This window comes from Pseudoalteromonas sp. SR43-3, from assembly GCF_014163875.1.
In the GTDB taxonomy this organism is placed as follows: Bacteria; Pseudomonadota; Gammaproteobacteria; order Enterobacterales; family Alteromonadaceae; genus Pseudoalteromonas; species Pseudoalteromonas distincta.
This window is the reverse complement of record NZ_JACJEC010000005.1, coordinates 131,704-148,470: the sequence shown is the minus strand read 5'-3', so window position 1 is coordinate 148,470 and position 16,767 is coordinate 131,704. Positions and strand designations below refer to the sequence as shown.

The 16,767-nt window shown below is 37.9% G+C and carries 15 protein-coding genes, 1 tRNA gene and 1 pseudogene; 14 read left to right on the top strand and 3 right to left on the bottom strand.

All coding sequences use genetic code 11. The features are described 5' to 3' along the window. Positions 1 to 69 precede the first annotated feature (69 nt). Positions 70 to 366: a ribosome assembly RNA-binding protein YhbY gene (gene yhbY / locus H5088_RS08700; protein WP_002963153.1), complete on the bottom strand. Its 297-nt coding sequence runs from the start codon at positions 364 to 366 to the stop codon at positions 70 to 72. Positions 367 to 454: 88 nt separating this feature from the next. On the opposite strand from yhbY, the gene rlmE reads away from it, so the two are divergent. From rlmE to H5088_RS08665, 7 genes are all read left to right on the top strand, one after another. Beyond that, entirely contained in the window at positions 455 to 1,084 is a 630-nt protein-coding gene (gene rlmE / locus H5088_RS08695; protein ID WP_002963155.1) for a 23S rRNA (uridine(2552)-2'-O)-methyltransferase RlmE, read from the top strand. Between the two features lie 66 nt (positions 1,085 to 1,150). Next, entirely contained in the window at positions 1,151 to 3,094 is a 1,944-nt protein-coding gene (gene ftsH, locus H5088_RS08690) for an ATP-dependent zinc metalloprotease FtsH (protein WP_033013425.1), read from the top strand. A gap of 79 nt (positions 3,095 to 3,173) precedes the next feature. Beyond that, positions 3,174 to 4,019, top strand: coding sequence for a dihydropteroate synthase (folP, locus tag H5088_RS08685; protein WP_154903580.1), 846 nt, complete (start codon positions 3,174 to 3,176; stop codon positions 4,017 to 4,019). Beyond that, on the top strand, positions 4,019 to 5,368 hold the full coding sequence (gene glmM, locus H5088_RS08680; RefSeq protein WP_002962765.1) for a phosphoglucosamine mutase: 1,350 nt from the start codon (positions 4,019 to 4,021) through the stop codon (positions 5,366 to 5,368). Before folP ends, glmM begins: the two co-directional genes overlap by 1 nt. Positions 5,369 to 5,439: 71 nt before the next feature. Then, entirely contained in the window at positions 5,440 to 6,189 is a 750-nt protein-coding gene (gene tpiA / locus H5088_RS08675) for a triose-phosphate isomerase (RefSeq protein WP_182752683.1), read from the top strand. A 1-nt stretch (position 6,190) separates the two neighbouring features. Continuing rightward, positions 6,191 to 6,544: a preprotein translocase subunit SecG gene (secG, locus tag H5088_RS08670; RefSeq protein ID WP_002962769.1), complete on the top strand. Its 354-nt coding sequence runs from the start codon at positions 6,191 to 6,193 to the stop codon at positions 6,542 to 6,544. An 80-nt stretch (positions 6,545 to 6,624) separates the two neighbouring features. After that, positions 6,625 to 6,709 (top strand) — tRNA-Leu (locus H5088_RS08665). A 202-nt stretch (positions 6,710 to 6,911) separates the two neighbouring features. Here H5088_RS08665 and H5088_RS08660 read toward each other — a convergent pair. Continuing rightward, positions 6,912 to 7,274 (bottom strand): annotated as a pseudogene (locus H5088_RS08660) (hypothetical protein); the annotation flags it as partial. A 431-nt stretch (positions 7,275 to 7,705) separates the two neighbouring features. Here H5088_RS08660 and H5088_RS08655 point away from each other — a divergent pair. From H5088_RS08655 to H5088_RS08630, 6 genes are read left to right on the top strand one after another with little or no spacing between them, the layout of a single operon-like run. Beyond that, positions 7,706 to 8,176, top strand: a complete 471-nt coding sequence (locus H5088_RS08655) for a hypothetical protein (protein WP_182752682.1) — start codon at positions 7,706 to 7,708, stop codon at positions 8,174 to 8,176. Between the two features lie 53 nt (positions 8,177 to 8,229). Beyond that, positions 8,230 to 8,706 carry a hypothetical protein gene (locus H5088_RS08650; RefSeq protein WP_182752681.1) on the top strand — a complete coding sequence of 159 codons (477 nt, stop codon included), beginning with the start codon at positions 8,230 to 8,232 and terminating at the stop codon, positions 8,704 to 8,706. Positions 8,707 to 8,762: 56 nt separating this feature from the next. Continuing rightward, positions 8,763 to 9,461: a molecular chaperone gene (locus tag H5088_RS08645; protein WP_182752680.1), complete on the top strand. Its 699-nt coding sequence runs from the start codon at positions 8,763 to 8,765 to the stop codon at positions 9,459 to 9,461. Positions 9,462 to 9,502: 41 nt separating this feature from the next. Further along, positions 9,503 to 10,177, top strand: coding sequence for a hypothetical protein (locus H5088_RS08640; protein WP_259398106.1), 675 nt, complete (start codon positions 9,503 to 9,505; stop codon positions 10,175 to 10,177). Positions 10,178 to 10,179: 2 nt separating this feature from the next. Then, positions 10,180 to 12,588: a fimbrial biogenesis outer membrane usher protein gene (locus tag H5088_RS08635; protein WP_182752678.1), complete on the top strand. Its 2,409-nt coding sequence runs from the start codon at positions 10,180 to 10,182 to the stop codon at positions 12,586 to 12,588. Next, complete coding sequence (locus H5088_RS08630; RefSeq protein WP_182752677.1) at positions 12,578 to 13,429, top strand: hypothetical protein; 852 nt, start codon at positions 12,578 to 12,580, stop codon at positions 13,427 to 13,429. Before H5088_RS08635 ends, H5088_RS08630 begins: the two co-directional genes overlap by 11 nt. On the opposite strand, the gene H5088_RS08625 is transcribed toward H5088_RS08630, so the two are convergent. After that, on the bottom strand, positions 13,419 to 14,009 hold the full coding sequence (locus H5088_RS08625; protein WP_182675039.1) for a LuxR C-terminal-related transcriptional regulator: 591 nt from the start codon (positions 14,007 to 14,009) through the stop codon (positions 13,419 to 13,421). The two genes, H5088_RS08630 and H5088_RS08625, sit on opposite strands and share 11 nt — an antisense overlap. Before the next feature lie 408 nt (positions 14,010 to 14,417). On the opposite strand from H5088_RS08625, the gene H5088_RS08620 reads away from it, so the two are divergent. Further along, positions 14,418 to 16,640, top strand: a complete 2,223-nt coding sequence (locus H5088_RS08620) for a TonB-dependent receptor (RefSeq protein WP_039484465.1) — start codon at positions 14,418 to 14,420, stop codon at positions 16,638 to 16,640. Positions 16,641 to 16,767 lie beyond the last annotated feature (127 nt).

The following is a 16,767-nucleotide window of genomic DNA, read 5'->3' as shown; positions in this document are numbered from 1 at the left end:
AGGTAACAAAAAACCAGCATTAAGCTGGTTTTTTAATTTAAACGTACTAAATCCTTTAAATAGGATTAATTAATTACGTGGTAAATGTATTTTTTTCTCAACACTTTGACGATAAAGCACAATAGTGTGACCTATCGTTTGTAGCTTAGTCGCACCAGTTTCACGTACGATTGCTTCAAAAATAAGTGCTTTTGTTTCACGATCATCAGTTGGAACTTTAACTTTGATTAATTCGTGAATTTCTAATGCACTTTGAATTTCGACTACTACGCCTTCGGTTAAACCGTTAGAACCTAGTAAAACTACAGGCTTGAGGCTATGTGCCTGACCTTTTAAAAACTGCTTTTGTTTGTTTGATAATGTCATGTTTATACAAATTTTGCTGAATATGGCTTGAATTAAGGGTATTCTAACGCCATCTAGAGAATATTACTAATTAGTTGCGTGTTAATTTATGACAAATAAAAAACAGTCAGCCAGTTCACAGCGATGGCTGAAAGAACATTTTGATGATAAATATGTTCAAGAAGCGCAAAAAAAAGGCTGGCGTTCACGAGCGGTTTTTAAATTAGATGAAGTACAAAATAGAGATAAGTTACTTCGCCCTGGTATGACCGTTGTTGATTTAGGAGCAGCTCCAGGAAGCTGGTCACAGTATTTGGCAGAAAAAGTAGGTGACAAAGGTCAAGTAATTGCCTGTGACATATTACCTATGGACTCACTTGCGGGTGTTGACTTTTTACAAGGTGACTTTCGTGAAGAAGCTGTGTTAAATGCGTTGCTAAAACGTATTGATGGTAAAAATGTTGATGTGGTACTCTCTGACATGGCACCAAATATGAGTGGTAATAACTCAGTAGATCAAGCGGGTAGTATGTATTTGGTAGAACTTGCGCTGGATATGTGTAGTCAAGTACTAAAGAAAAATGGCGCATTTATTGTTAAGGTTTTCCAAGGTGAAGGCTTTGATCAATACTTGCAAGATGTACGTAATAGTTTTAAAGCAGTGAAAATACGCAAACCTGATGCCTCACGTGCCCGTTCTCGGGAAGTATATATAGTAGCGACTGGATACAAACTGTAGTACAGTTGCTTGGCGTTTAGTTGAATTTAAATTAATTGGATACAAGAGGTTAACCCCTTGAGCGATATGGCGAAAAATTTAATACTATGGCTGGTGATTGCAGTTGTGCTGATGTCAGTCTTTCAGAGCTTTAATGGTGGCGAGCAAGTTGATCGTCAAACAAGTTACACTCAATTTGTTAAAGATGTCCGCAGTGGCTCTTTACAAGAAGTTATTATCGACCGCGGTACAGGAAATATTACTGGTACGAAGAGCAGTGGTGAGCGTTTTCAAACAACGATGCCAATGTACGATGAAGACTTAATAAATGATTTACTTAAAAATGATGTAAATGTGAAGGGTGTACAACCTGAAGAACAATCATTCTTAGCAAGTATATTTATTTCTTGGTTCCCGATGATACTGCTTATAGGTGTATGGATATTCTTCATGCGTCAAATGCAAGGCGGTGGCGGTAAAGGCGCTATGTCATTTGGTAAGAGTAAAGCCCGTTTAATGAGCGAAGATCAAATTAAAACCACGTTTGCAGATGTTGCTGGTTGTGATGAAGCGAAAGAAGATGTTACCGAATTGGTAGACTTTTTACGTGACCCTTCTAAGTTTCAAAAGCTTGGCGGTAGTATTCCTAAGGGCGTACTAATGGTTGGTCCTCCTGGTACTGGTAAAACGTTACTTGCAAAGGCTGTTGCGGGTGAAGCGAAAGTACCGTTTTTTACAATTTCTGGTTCAGATTTTGTTGAAATGTTTGTCGGTGTTGGTGCGTCACGTGTACGTGATATGTTTGAACAAGCTAAAAAAGCGGCACCTTGTATTATCTTTATAGATGAGATTGATGCGGTTGGTCGTAAACGTGGCGCAGGTATGGGCGGCGGTAACGATGAACGTGAGCAAACACTCAACCAAATGCTAGTAGAAATGGATGGTTTTGGTGGTAACGAAGGTATTATCGTTATTGCGGCAACTAACCGACCAGATGTTCTAGACCCTGCATTACTTCGTCCAGGTCGTTTTGACCGTCAAGTAGAAGTAGGTTTACCTGATATACGTGGTCGTGAGCAAATACTTAAAGTACACATGCGTAAAGTGCCATTAGGCGATAACGTAGAAGCGGCTCTTATAGCACGTGGAACACCAGGTTTTTCTGGCGCTGATTTAGCGAACTTAGTAAACGAAGCTGCACTTTATGCTGCACGTGGTAATAAACGTGTTGTAAGTATGGCTGAATTTGACGCTGCTAAAGATAAAATCATGATGGGCGCAGAGCGCAAAACCATGGTGATGAGCGAGCAAGAAAAAGAAATGACAGCATATCACGAAGCAGGCCACGCAATTGTGGGCCGTATGGTTCCTGAACATGATCCAGTTTACAAAGTATCTATAATTCCACGTGGCCGTGCGCTAGGTGTAACAATGTACTTGCCTGAACAAGACCGTGTTAGTCATTCAAAAGAACTTTTAGAATCAATGATTTCAAGCCTTTATGGTGGCCGTATTGCTGAAGCGCTTATTTATGGTGCTGACAAAGTAACAACGGGTGCAAGTAACGATATTGAGCGCGCAACTGATATTGCACGTAAAATGGTTACACATTGGGGTTTAAGTGAAAAGCTAGGTCCATTGCTTTACGCTGAAGATCAAAACGAGATGTATATGGGTGGTGGCGGAAGCCGTGCATCTAGTATGTCGGATGATACTGCTAAAATAATTGATGCTGAAGTACGCTTGTTTTCAGATCGTAACTACCAAAGAGCAGAAGAAATATTAAAAGAAAATATTGATATTCTTCACTCAATGAAAGACGCGTTAATGAAATACGAAACAATCGACGCTAAGCAAATTGATGATTTAATGGCGCGCCAACCAGTGCGTGAGCCGCGCGATGCTCATGACCGCCATGAAGCTAAGCCGGTAAAAGAGCAAGAGCCTCAAGAGCCAGTGCTTGATGAAAGTCAAAAAGCGGATGATTCATCGAAAAAAGATGAAACAAACCTTGATGATAAAGCTGAATAATCGTTAAAATAGTTAGTGAAAGCCCCGAATTTCGGGGCTTTTTTGTATCAGCTATTTAGAAAAAGAATAAAGGTTGGCAATGACTAATATATTAAAGCTTCCCAGAGGACGTACGCTCAATATTGAAAAGCCTGTTATTATGGGAATATTGAATGTAACGCCAGACTCATTTTCTGACGGCGGGCAGTTTTTAGACCCCAAAATAGCGCTAAAGCGCGCAATGCAATTGTTAGGGGATGGTGCGCAAATTTTAGACATCGGGGGGGAGTCTACCCGCCCCGGCGCGCCAGATGTGAGTTTGAAAGATGAACTAGCCCGAGTAATTCCTGCTATTAAAGCGATACGTGAGTACAGTGATTGCGTTATTTCAATTGATACTAGTAAAGCGCAAGTTATGGAGCAAGCAATACTCGCTGGGGCAGATATAGTCAATGATGTAAGAGCTCTACAAGAAATAAACGCCTTAGAAACGGTTGCGCAGTATGAAGATGTAGCAATTTGTTTAATGCATATGCAAGGGCAACCCCGCAGCATGCAGTGCGCACCTCATTACGACAATCTGTTTGCAGATATAAATATGTTTTTTAGTGAACGTATTAAAGCATGTGAAACAGCAGGGATTAAGTTTGAGCGACTTATTCTAGACCCTGGTTTTGGATTTGGAAAAACACTTAGCCATAACTATCAAATATTGGCTAAGTTTGATGATTTTAACAAGTTAGGTTTGCCATTATTGGCCGGATTATCTCGTAAGTCGATGATAGGTAATCTATTAAATAGAGAAACAAATGAGCGATTAGCGGGCAGCTTAGCGGGTGCGTTAATCGCGGCGCAAAATGGCGCAAAAATTATTCGTGTACATGACGTTAAAGAAACCGCAGACGTACTTGGTGTATATCAAGCCTGCGAGAAAGGAATTGCATAATGAAAGAAAGAAAATATTTTGGTACTGATGGCGTACGTGGTCTAGTAGGAACGCCACCTATTAACCCTGAGTTTGCAATGAAGTTGGGTTGGGCTGCAGGGCGCGTATTATCTCAAAGTGGTACTAAAAAAGTCATTATAGGTAAAGATACGCGTATTTCTGGCTACATGCTTGAAACTGCACTTGAGGCTGGTTTAATTGCCGCTGGTATTGATGTTGTATTACTGGGTCCAATGCCGACACCTGCAGTTGCGTATTTAGCGCAAACATTTCGTGCAGAGGCAGGTATAGTAATTAGTGCCTCACATAACCCTTATTACGATAACGGTATTAAGTTTTTCAATGGGCAGGGTCTAAAGCTTGACGATGAAGTAGAGCTTCAAATTGAAGCGATGCTTGATGAGCAAATGACATGTGTTGCTTCAGATAAACTAGGTAAAGCTTCGCGTTTAGTTAGTGCAGACGGCCGTTATATAGAGTTTTGTAAGAGCCAGTTCCCCCAAGGGTTATCTTTAGAAGGACTTAAAATTGTTGTCGATTGCGCAAATGGCGCTACATACCATATAGCTCCTTCTGTCATGCGCGAACTTGGCGCTGAAGTTATAACACATGCATGCGAGCCTAATGGCGTTAATATAAATCATGAATGTGGCGCTACTCATGTAGATACCCTTAAACGCAAAGTGCTTGAATTTAAAGCTGACGTAGGTATTGCATACGATGGGGATGGCGATCGTGTAATGATGGTTGATCATAATGGTCGTGTATTTGATGGTGACGATTTAGTTTATATTATTGCTTGCCAAGCTGCCGAAGATGATATGTTGGGTGGAGGTGTAGTTGGCACTGTAATGTCTAACATGGGTCTTGAAAATGCTTTAAAAGCAAAAGGTATCGAGTTTGCTCGCAGTAAAGTGGGTGACCGCTATGTAATGGAATTACTACAGCAAAAAGGCTGGAAAATTGGCGGTGAAAGCTCAGGCCATGTATTAAATTTAGATTTAATTAGCACGGGTGATGGCATTATATCAAGTTTGCAAGTACTTGCAGCTATGGTTGCACAAAACCGTACACTACAAGATTTGGGTGCTGGTTTTACTAAATATCCAATGAAAATGATTAACGTGCGCTATACCGCTGGAACAGATCCGACAAAAGCGCCAGAGGTACTTTCAGCTGTAGCAGAAGTTGAGCTTGCTTTAGGCGACAAAGGCCGAGTTTTACTGCGCAAATCAGGCACAGAACCTGTTGTTCGTGTTATGGTTGAAGCCGAGCAAGAAAAAATTGTAATAGACAGCGCTCAAAAAATTGCAGCTGTTGTAGAATCTATGAGCAAACAGACTGATTAATAACAATAACCTCTTGTAACTTTGGGCGAGAAAAGTTAATATCTCGCCCGCTTTCTAATGTGGAGTGGAAAATGGCAATACGCAAGGCGATGGTCGCAGGCAACTGGAAAATGAATGGTTCGTTAGAGCTAGTTAAACAAATGTCTGATGCTATTAACGATGTAAAATCACAAGAGATGGACATTGTTTTATTTCCTCCATTCCCACTTGTACCTGCGATGATAGCTAGTGGTGTTTCTACAGGTGCTCAAACTGTTTCTGAAAATACACCTGGTGCGTTTACCGGTGAAGTAGACGGACAGCTTCTAAAAGACTTAGGTGCAACTTACGTACTCGTTGGTCACTCTGAACGCCGCAGTATTTATAACGAAAGTAATGAAACTATCGCTGAAAAGTTTGCTAGAGCACAAGAAGTTGGGTTAACACCAATTTTATGTGTTGGCGAAAGTGAAAGTGAGCAAGAAAACGGTCAAACCGAACAAGTCGTTGCTGCACAAATTGATGCAGTAATTGAAAAATTAGGTGTAGCAGCACTGAAAGATTCTGTGATAGCATACGAGCCCGTTTGGGCCATAGGCACAGGTAAGACTGCATCGCCAGAGCAGGCACAAACTGTTCATAAATTTATCCGTGATAAAATTGCTGCACTTGATAGCACTTTAGCACAAGGGCTTTCCATCTTATATGGTGGTAGCGTTAATGAAAAAAATAGCGAATTATTATTTGCACAAACAGATATAGATGGCGGCTTAATTGGCGGCGCAAGTCTAAAAGCAGAATCTTTTTCTGCAATCTGTAACAGTGCAAAAGGGACTGTATAAGATGTACGAAATTTTATTAGTAGTTTATTTAGTTGTGGCTCTAGCTCTAGTTGGAATGGTTTTAATTCAACAAGGTAAAGGCGCAGATATGGGTTCTTCATTTGGTGCTGGTGCTTCAGGCACGGTTTTTGGTTCGTCTGGTGCTGGTAACTTTATGACAAAAACAACCACAAGCTTAGCAACAGTATTTTTTGTTTTAAGCATTGTGCTAGGTAACCTAACTGCAGGTCAAATTAAAAAGACTGACGAGTGGGAAAACCTAGAAGCAGCTCCTGCAGTAGAAACTGTAGTTCCTGTTGAAGAAGATGTTCCGGTAACATCTACGAAAGAGCAAAGCTCTGACGTACCGAACTAATTTAGCGTAAAGCTATAGTTAAACGATTTATACTCCTCAAATAAATCATATGTTTAACAAATAAGCGAAAGCTTAAAAATGCGGATGTGGTGGAATTGGTAGACACGCCACCTTGAGGGGGTGGTGCTTTCGGGCGTGGGGGTTCAAGTCCCCCCATCCGCACCAAATTTAGAAGCCAGTAACAGAAATGTTACTGGTTTTTTTGTATCTGAAATTTATTGTGGGTGTTTTTTGAGCGATGTGTGTTTGTTGTTAAATAATTCTTCTATTTGTTAGAAAAAACTAGAAATATTAAAAATTTAGCTCAGACTTATAGATATCAAGCCGATAACAAATATAGACAATAAAATAAGGTATCTACAGACTCTACATCTAAAAAATCTGAGTAGTGATAAAAAGGTATGCGCATTTTACCAGCGCTTAATTGTAGGTCATCTGAAAATTTGTATGTAATATACGCCCATTCAAACTCTGCATCGAAGTCGTTTTCGCCTCGAGCTACAATTTGAGCTGTTGCAGTAAGTTTCTCTTGTAGGTCTGCAGATAACTATAATGCAAAAACGCTTTCATTTTTAAATGTAAAATCATCACCGTAACCGTACAAAGTACTCTCACTATCCAGACTTTTACCACAGATAATTGATGCAAAACCATTAACTTTTACTTCAACACTAACATAGCTAGATGCCAAAGCTGCACATATTGCTACTGCTACATATAGCTTGTTCATATGTTGTTCCCATGTGTTATTTATATGTCCATAAAATGTACTTATCTAATAAATAGAGTGTTTTAATTTTAACCAATATTATTCTGTTGTTTTTATAAATTAGGCGTGAACATTTGTGTTTAAAAAAGTTTAGTGTTGGGTTTAGGTATATAAATATGCGAATAGTAACCCTCTTTGGTTTTTGTTTATAACTTTTTGAACTGCTTCATAAGCCGTAAGCATTAAATTTACTACTTTACAGAGTCATTAAGATTCAACTCTATATATTTTATATAAGCTATTTAAATGAAATGTTTATATTTTCATATGTCCTCATAGTTGAAATTATCAATAAGTAAAGCTAGTCATAAGCAAATAACAACTTTCTAAACGACGATTTTATCGTAGGATTAATCCTGTCTTAGCGAGGTTGTTCAAAGGAAATGGCGCTGATGAAGAAGCTAACTTGGTTTTTATTATGTTGCTTTGCAATGAATGCATACAGTAACGATGAAGTAAGTTTAACTCTGGTAGGTTATATCTCACCAGTGTGCGGCTTTACTACTCAAAATAACAACCTACAGTTTTCTTCAGATGGCCTCGCGAGTACAAAGCTAGAGATTAATTGTAATTCACCTATGCGAGTATCAATGCAATCTGAAAATGGTGGCCTGCGCCACCAGCAAAGTGCTCAAATAAATGCTTATAACCTTAATTGGTCAATAGATGGCATTTCAAGTGAAGTTTCAGCAACGGCACTTGAACTTAAATCTATATACAATTTTGATGTTAATGAGATTTTATTTAACAGTGTAGCAAGATTACAGCTAAAACTAGATGAGCCTTTAATTTATGCCGGAAGCTACCAGGATGTGCTCCGCATAGAAATGACACCATCGGTTATATCTGGTGGAGTTTGGTAAAACACTAACTATTAAATATAAACAAATATGTCACATGGATAAGGAATATTAAAATGAAAAAGTTAATCGTGTTATCAGCAATCGCAGCTCTAACATCTGGCGCAGCATTTGCTGAAAATCTAAATGTAGGTGGCGCAGTGTCATCGGTTTGTGGGGTGAGCAACATTAACACTACACAATTCTTTCAAACATTGTCAGAAGGTATTACTAAAAATGTAGGCTTTGATTTGCAGTGTAATGATGTTGATGGTGCAACAATGTCATTAACAACATCTGAAGGGCACTTACAAAATGCTGACCATGAAGATCGTGGTGTCGGCTATACTGCCAAGTTAACTGCAGATACATTTGATTTTACGCTTTCTGCTGAGAATGGCCAAAATGATCAGTCAGAATCGCAAAGTCGTCCTGGTTCACCAACCCTTGCCGCCGGTGGCGTAGCTGGAAATATATTACTAACTGTAACACAAGCACCAGTTTATGCAGGTACTTACGCTGATACACTTATGTTGGCAATAACAGCTAACTAAGCAGCATAGTAAAAGGCAGTAGCTACTGCCTTTTACTTCATTAAGAGGGATTTTGTATGCGTTATATATTTCTAATTATAGTGTTGTTAACTTCATATTCTACAGGGGCTTTTCAAGTTAAACCAATGGTCGCGGAGCTAGAGTCTTCAGGTAGCCAATCACAGCAAACCATTCGTATATCAAACCCTTCAGACAGTCCTTTAACTATTGAGATATCTGCGTTTGATTTACTAATTGACCCTAATGGCGATGAAACATTAAAAGCAAACGACGATGACTTTTTAATTATTCCGATGACTACGATTATTCCGTCTGGGCAAAGTCAATCAGTAATTGTTCGATATATTGGGGAACCAATATTAGAAAACTCAAAAGCGTACCGTGTAGCCATTGATCAGGCATCTGTTGATTTAGAAAAGGCGGGGCAATCAGGCGTAGGTATGTCAGTTAGCTTTAGAACTTTGTTTAATGTAGTTCCCAAAGGTGCGGAGGCAAAATTATTAATTAAAAATAAACGTCAAGTAGATACAGAAACATGGAGTGTACTACTAGAGAATACTGGTAATAAATATATCCGTTTATCTCAGGCACAGTGGCTTATTAAAGGTGATGAACAACAGCTATTATTAGAAGGGACTGAATTGAGTAAAGCATTGACTGGAAAAATTTTATTACCTAAATCTAGCCGTGAGGTTTCAATAAAAATTCCTACAAGGTTTAATGCAGCAAGCAGTGATCTAGAGGTCAATTTTTAATGCTGCGGATATGCAGTTACTTTTTTATATATGTAAGTGTAATGACACCTGTTTTTGCTGTGGAAGTAACGCCTATGGTGGTTACTTTCTCTCCTGATAGTCGTTCAAATAATGCTTCTAGCTTGGTTCATAATCAATTACCAAGAGACATTGCTTTTGATATCCAAATTTACGAAATTGACTTTTCTCAAGGCACGCCTAAATTAATTTCTTTAGATGACTCTCCATTGTGGGTTTTTCCTCCATCGCTGTTTTTGCAACCAGGGCAAAGCCAACAGTTGCAATTTAGATGGTTAGATAAAAAACTTCCTAGTACAGATAAAAGCTATCAAGTTAGTTTGATTGAGCAGCCCATTGCAAACCAGTCTATAAATAAACAGTCACAACTTACGATGCTGTTAAATGTAAATTTAATTGTTCATTTGGATCAACCTAGATTAGTTCCTAAACTGACTATAAAAAAACCTCATGTTGAGGATGGCTTTATTATCACTGAAGTATTAAATGAAGGAAAAGGGGCTGGACGATTAAGTGATTATGAAATAAAGATTACTAAAAATAAAACCCTGAGCGATCGAATTTTAAAAGATCAATTAAAAGCAAACGGATACGATGTTTTTTTTGCTCCTAATAGTACCACTGTCATAAAAGTCCCTATTCCACAATCTTTACAGAAAGGAAGTTTAAGTCATTTACGTTTAGTACTGGCTCGCTAGTTATGCGAGTTTTATTATGCATATTTTTATTGAGCTTTACTCAATTATGTTATTCAAAAATTAACCCGTCTAAAAGAGCCATCGAACTCAGCGTTGAAGCAGAACTGAATAAAAATGCTATTGGTAAATTAACTCTTGCAGTTGATCCAAATGATAATTTATCACTTAAATGGAGTGAAGTTAAAGTTTCATTCGAACGACTTTTATTTTCAGAAGATTTTGATTCTTTAGAGTCTAAAGTTAATAACAATATTATTGATACAAAAGAATTAGAGTCATTTGGATATAATATTTCATTCGATATGAGTGATTTTAGCTTAGCAATATCAGTACCTCTTACACTGACTCGCCCTCAAGAGCTAAGTTTAAAATCTGATTCAAGGAATTTAACAGCATCGGAACCTGCAAAGTTAAGTGGGTTTGTTAATGCTTACTCAAGTTACTTGTATCAACAAGATAATAGTGAGAATACAACAGATGACCTCTTAGCTATTCGCTCTGAAATGGTAGTGAGTTGGGAAGGGTGGGTTTTAGAAAACGAAGTGGAGTATTTATCTGAAGTAGCTCCTACTTCATCAAATATTAGGCGCTTAGGTACTCGTGTAATGCATGACCTACCGCTTAGTGGGCTTCGGATATCCATTGGTGATAATTATAGTTCAGGTAGTTACTTTCAATCAACGGCACGGGTACTAGGTATGTCGCTTTCACATGATTTTTCGCTAGTTTCTGACAGGCCTATTAGACCCAGCGCTTCACGTAGTTTTACCTTGGAGAGTCCATCCTCTGTTGAGGTATTAGTTGGCGAGCGGATAGTACAAAAACTTAATTTAGCCGCAGGTATATATTCTCTTGATGATATTCCCCTTAATGAAGGAAGCAATAATATTACTTTGAGGATTACTGATATAGCAGGAGTAGTCCGTTTTGTTGATTTTGATGTAACGACCGGTTTAGATCTTTTTGCTCAAGGGCAACTGGAATATGAGTTTCATTTAGGCGTTCCTTCACGCTTAGGTAGTGAGCTAGATTATGATTACGACGAGCCACTAGCTAGCTTTTATCTTGATTATGGCATTACACCTAGCTGGACAGCCGGTGCGGCAGTACAAGGTGATGAGTATTCTCAGCAGATTGGTTTTAAAAATATTTATGCAGCTACAGTTGGACAAATTGCGTTTGAAAATGCGATAAGTTTCAATGAAAAAACAGGTCATGCTTATCGCATTGTTTATAGTAACTATAGAAATCATAGTGATAATAACACTGACATTACGGTGGGTTATGAATACTCATCAAGATATTTTACAGGTCTTGGCTATCGACCTGATTCTCAATCTAGTTCTCACTTAAGAGAGCATTATATTCAGGCTAATTATAGTTTTTTTTGGGGAGAGAATACGCAAACATCTTTTTTTACAAGTTTATCAAGGTCATATGATGAAGCTCAATTTGATAAATCAGTTGGAGTTAGTTTTTCTGGTGAGATCGATAATAGCCAATGGAGATATAGTTTAGGTGGGCAATGGGAGGGTCTCGCTGAAGAAAGTCAATGGGATGTAAGGTTGTCTGTCACTTATAAGTTTTCTAATACTCGGCGGGCTAAATTATCTCATCAATCTAGGCAGGATAAAACACGCTTAGAATTCTCTCAAGATAGTAATCAGCGCTATGTTGGAGCTTTGAATATAAGAGCTGGGCTTGAAAAAAATGATCAAAATGAAGCTGTTTTTGATTTAAATACTCAATATAACGCGAATCGTTTTGTTATGAACTTTGATCATGGGAGTTTTTACGAGCAGTTTAATGAGGCCTCAGCTTACCATCAGAGCCGATTAAGCTTGGCATCAAGCATAGCATTTGCAGATAAGAGTTGGGCTGTTGGGAAACCCATATACGATAGCTTTGCTTTGATAGAACCCCACTCTAGCCTTAGAGGAAAAAAGATCACCTTGGGACAATATGAGGATAACTATAGGGCTGATAATGAAGACTTCGAAACTATTTTATTAAACGATATTAGTTCATATGCCTCAACCAACGTTACAGTCGATATTGATAACTTAGAGCCGGGGTATGATATTGGTTCTGGCATAATTACCCTTTACTCACCTTATCGAACAGGTCATGCAATCACAATAGGGACTGCTGCAAACATATCAGTGATTGCGACTTTGTATGATCAACAGAAAAAACCCTTATCATTACAAGTTGGTACAGCAATTTGTATCGATAAAAACAGCCAAAAAGAGCATACATTTTTTACAAATAAAAAAGGACGATTTGCATTAACAGGTTTAACCGCCTGTAATTATAAAATTACACTTAAGAATGCAGAAAAGTCACATTTTACGATTCAAGTATCTGAAGGTGAGCAATTACAGCGCAAAGGAGCTATTTATGTACAATAAAAAAGTAAGTTTATTATTGGGTGGTTTAGCACTCTTTATTTTTACGCCCTTAATTCATGCGCAATGCGCCGCTAGGTTCGATAAGATTGAACATATTTATGATGATTTTGAAAGCTACCATGCCTTACAGCAAGTAGACTCTAAGAAAGAGCTACGGATAAGCGTCACTAATGATGAAAGCTGTCAATTAGAACTCGTGCTAACAAGTGAGAATCAAGCTCAGCTAAAAGGGCAATTTCAAAGTATTCCCTACGAGATGCAGAGTATACAAAGTAAGTTAGTCAGCACATCAACTTTAAAGTTAAACTTTACTGATTCTTCGACGATATTGACATTAGTCCTACCGTCAGGAACACCAATTAAAGCAGGTATATACTCAGATAGGCTCCAAATGAAATTATATGATCAGGGGAGTAAGTTATTAGATGAGCGAGAATATAGTATTCAAGAAAATATTGCCCCTAGGACAAGTCTTTCTGTACTTGGGTATAATACATTTTCAAATACTATCAATTTGGGAGAACTAATTCCGAGTAAGGAATACACTATGTTACCTAGTTTACAAGTCGTTACTAATTCAGATGTTCAATTGTCTGTAAGTTCAGATAATAATGGGAAATTAATACATAGTCTCTATAGAGACAAATATGCAATTAATTACAGTCTAGATCTGGCTGGAAGTTGGCTTCAACTAGATAACTTATCACAACATAAATTTACATACTCAGGACAAACCGTTTATCTATTACCTTTAAAAATTCAATTAAGTGATTTCGAAAGGCAAGCTGCCGGTGAGTATTCAGATACAATCAGGTTTCAAATAAGCCCGCTTAACTATTGATTTTACTTAAGTTTTTCTTGCACCAAAGTAATGCCTGTTGCTTGTTTTTTACAGCTATTTTTTGATACACTTTGTGTAAATGTACACGAACTGTAGCTTCACTGATAAATAAAGTGTCTGCAATTGCGCTTGAATGTAAGCCAGAAAATAACAAGTTTAATACTTTCATTTCTTTGCAGGTTAAGTTATTTGATTGCAGCGCAGTTTGTTGTTCACTCGCTAGCATTTGTCTCATCCAACCATCAGTTACCGCACGTGGAAACCAAAGTTTTCCTTGTTCTATTGCTTCTAATCCTTGCTGCAGTAGTACTTCGTCAGTGCCTTCATAAAACAAACCTTTTAAATTAGGCCACTCTTTTAATGCCAAAACATCACCGTCTTTGGGCACGTCAAAAATAACGAGACCTTGATGACCGTTTTTTAGCATAAACTGATTTATAAGTTCATGGTTGATAATAACATTTAAAGCTTGATAATTAACAAGTAGGACGTTGAAGTCAGCTGCAACACAAAAAAGTGATGTGTAATTTGGGCTGGTGAAGCATGTGGGGCTTTTATTGACTGTATTTTCAATATTCATAATATTCTATCCATAGACTACATTTTAGCACTATATTCTTATTTTTAGTTAATTTCAATGATACCTGAATGTGTTTTAGCTCTTTTTTTATACACTAAAGTACATGTATGAGTATGTTTTATGCGCTCTTTAAAGTAGTATTTATGAGATTTTTTGTTTTAAAACAGTTCATTAGTGAGGTAAATATTAGAGGGGTTTATTTATGATAATTCATCTAAAGCTAACAATGCTTAAATTACTGTCATTTTCTATGAATTTATTTAAATAATTTATACATTTATTCACAATAATGTCATATAATACCTGTCCAGAGGAAAGATGCTATTTAGCGTCTTTTTTTATGCCTAAAATTTATATTATCAATATAAAAGCATAACAAAAATCACACGGTATCCTTTGGAGAATATTTTGAAACTACGCACACTCTCACAGTTAAGCCTAGCAATTGTCGCTGCACTATCTACTTCAGTAAATGCTGAAGAAGCTAAAACAACCGCAAAACAAGACGCGTTTGAAAAAATCGAAGTCACAGCTCGTAAACGTACAGAGAGCTTATTTGAATCTCCAACCGCTATCACATCAATTGGGGCGAACCTAATTGATAAAGCCAATATGAGTAATCTTGAAGATATTGGTAAATATGTTCCAAACTTAAACATCACCCGTTACGGTGTTGGTAATGCAGCACATGCGTCTGTGTTCATTCGTGGTATTGGTCTGCAAGATCACATAATAACTACTGATCCAGGTGTAGGCGTATACTTAGATGGCGTTTATTTAGGTCGTCAAATGGGTTCTAATTTATCATTACCTAATGTTGAGCGTGTTGAAGTGCTTCGTGGTCCACAAGGTACTTTATATGGTCGTAATACATTAGGTGGCGCTGTAAATGTAATTACAAAGCAACCTGGTGATGAAGGTATTGTAACTACTTCAGCTAAGCTGGGAAGTCGTGGACGTATTGCTGGTGATGTTTATTTTAATAACTCACTAAACGATGAACTAAGCATGTCTGCGAGTGCATCTTACAAAACACGTGATGGTGTTGGTGAAGCTGTTAATTTAGCAAATCCAGAGAAAGAAATTGGTGAGGAAGAGGAATTCAGTGGTCGTGTAGCCCTTAAATGGCAAGCGAACAGCGATTTAGCATTCACTTTTGCTTTAGATGGAGTTGATAACGAGTCAGGTCAATCGCCTTACACAATTGAATTAACTGACCCGCTAGATGCAAACGATGTGTTTAATGGCGACTTCCCATTATTGACTCAAGATTTAATTCCATCAGACCCTGATGATTTAGGTACAACCGTTGCAGGTATTGAATCAACTTCTTACTCAGGTTGGGGCACATCGTTCTCGGCTGATTGGGCAATTAACGATACTTATACTACTAAGTTTATCTCAAGCTACCGTACATCTGAGTATGAAGGTGGCCTAGATGACGATGCATCACCTTTAAACTTATCTGAGTTTCCAGAAGAGGGCGGAGCTGATCAGTACTCGTTTGAAATTCAACTAAATGCAACATTTGATAATATGGACTTTGTGTCAGGCCTTTACTTTTTTAATGAAGATGGCTTTACACGTTCAGGCCCATTTGTATTCAGCCCATTTAATACACCCAATGGCTTATTGAATGACGGAGTAACAGAATCATTTGGTGGTTACGGCGATTTTGAAATTAACCAAGAAACTAATTCTTACGCAGCCTACTTTAATGCAAGCTACGATTTAACTGACGATTTAACGGTAGGTGGTGGTCTTCGTTATTCAAAAGATGAAAAAGATGCAAATGCTATATTCCCATCATTTCCTACTCGTAAGTATGTAAGTGCAGATTTTGATGCAGTTACGTGGGATGTAAATGCATCTTATCAGCTTAGCAATAATATGAATGTGTATGGCCAGATTCAAAAAGGCTACCAAACAGGTGGTTTTCCACCGCGTCCATTTGGTGGACCAGATCAATTTGTATCGTTTGACGAAACAAAAGCGGTTAATTACGAAATGGGTTTAAAAGGCCAAGTACACGAAAATGTATCTATGATGCTTGCAGTATTTGTGACTGATTACACCGATTTAGCATTACCGTTTTCAGATCCAACAGCGGGTGGTGGCTTTGTAACAATTGTAGAAAATGCGGGTCAATCTAAAGCGCAAGGTATTGAACTTGAAACAACCGTTGCTATTACCGATGACTTTACTATTCGTAGTGCAGTTGGTTATTTAGATTCTGAAATAACAGAAGTTGCTGAGGGCGTACAAGGCATAGGTAAAGGCGATTCACCAGCACTTACACCACGCTGGACTGTCATGGTTGCACCTTCTTACTTTATGGATTTAGAGAGTGGCGCAACACTTGCGTTTAATGCTAATTATTCGTATCGCAGTGAAATGCAAGGTCAATCAGTTTACAACCAAAGTGAGACTATTGATTCTCGTGAATTAGTTGGTTTTAATATTTCGTACACTAATCCATATGGCGATATGGAAGTTACACTGTATGGTGAAAACGTTCTAAACGAAGTTTACGATGTTGGTCGTCTACAACAATCAGGTTTTGTTGGTGTAATGCGTAGTAATGACCGCAGCGAATTTGGTTTGAAATTCAAAAAAGATTTTGAGCTATAAACTAAAATCAAGTAAATAAAATTCAATGTAATTGAAGTTTATTTTTCATAATAAAGGCCGAATCATGCTGTGATTCGGCCTTTATATATTCATTAGTAAAATTATTATCCGCATAATTTAAATCCCT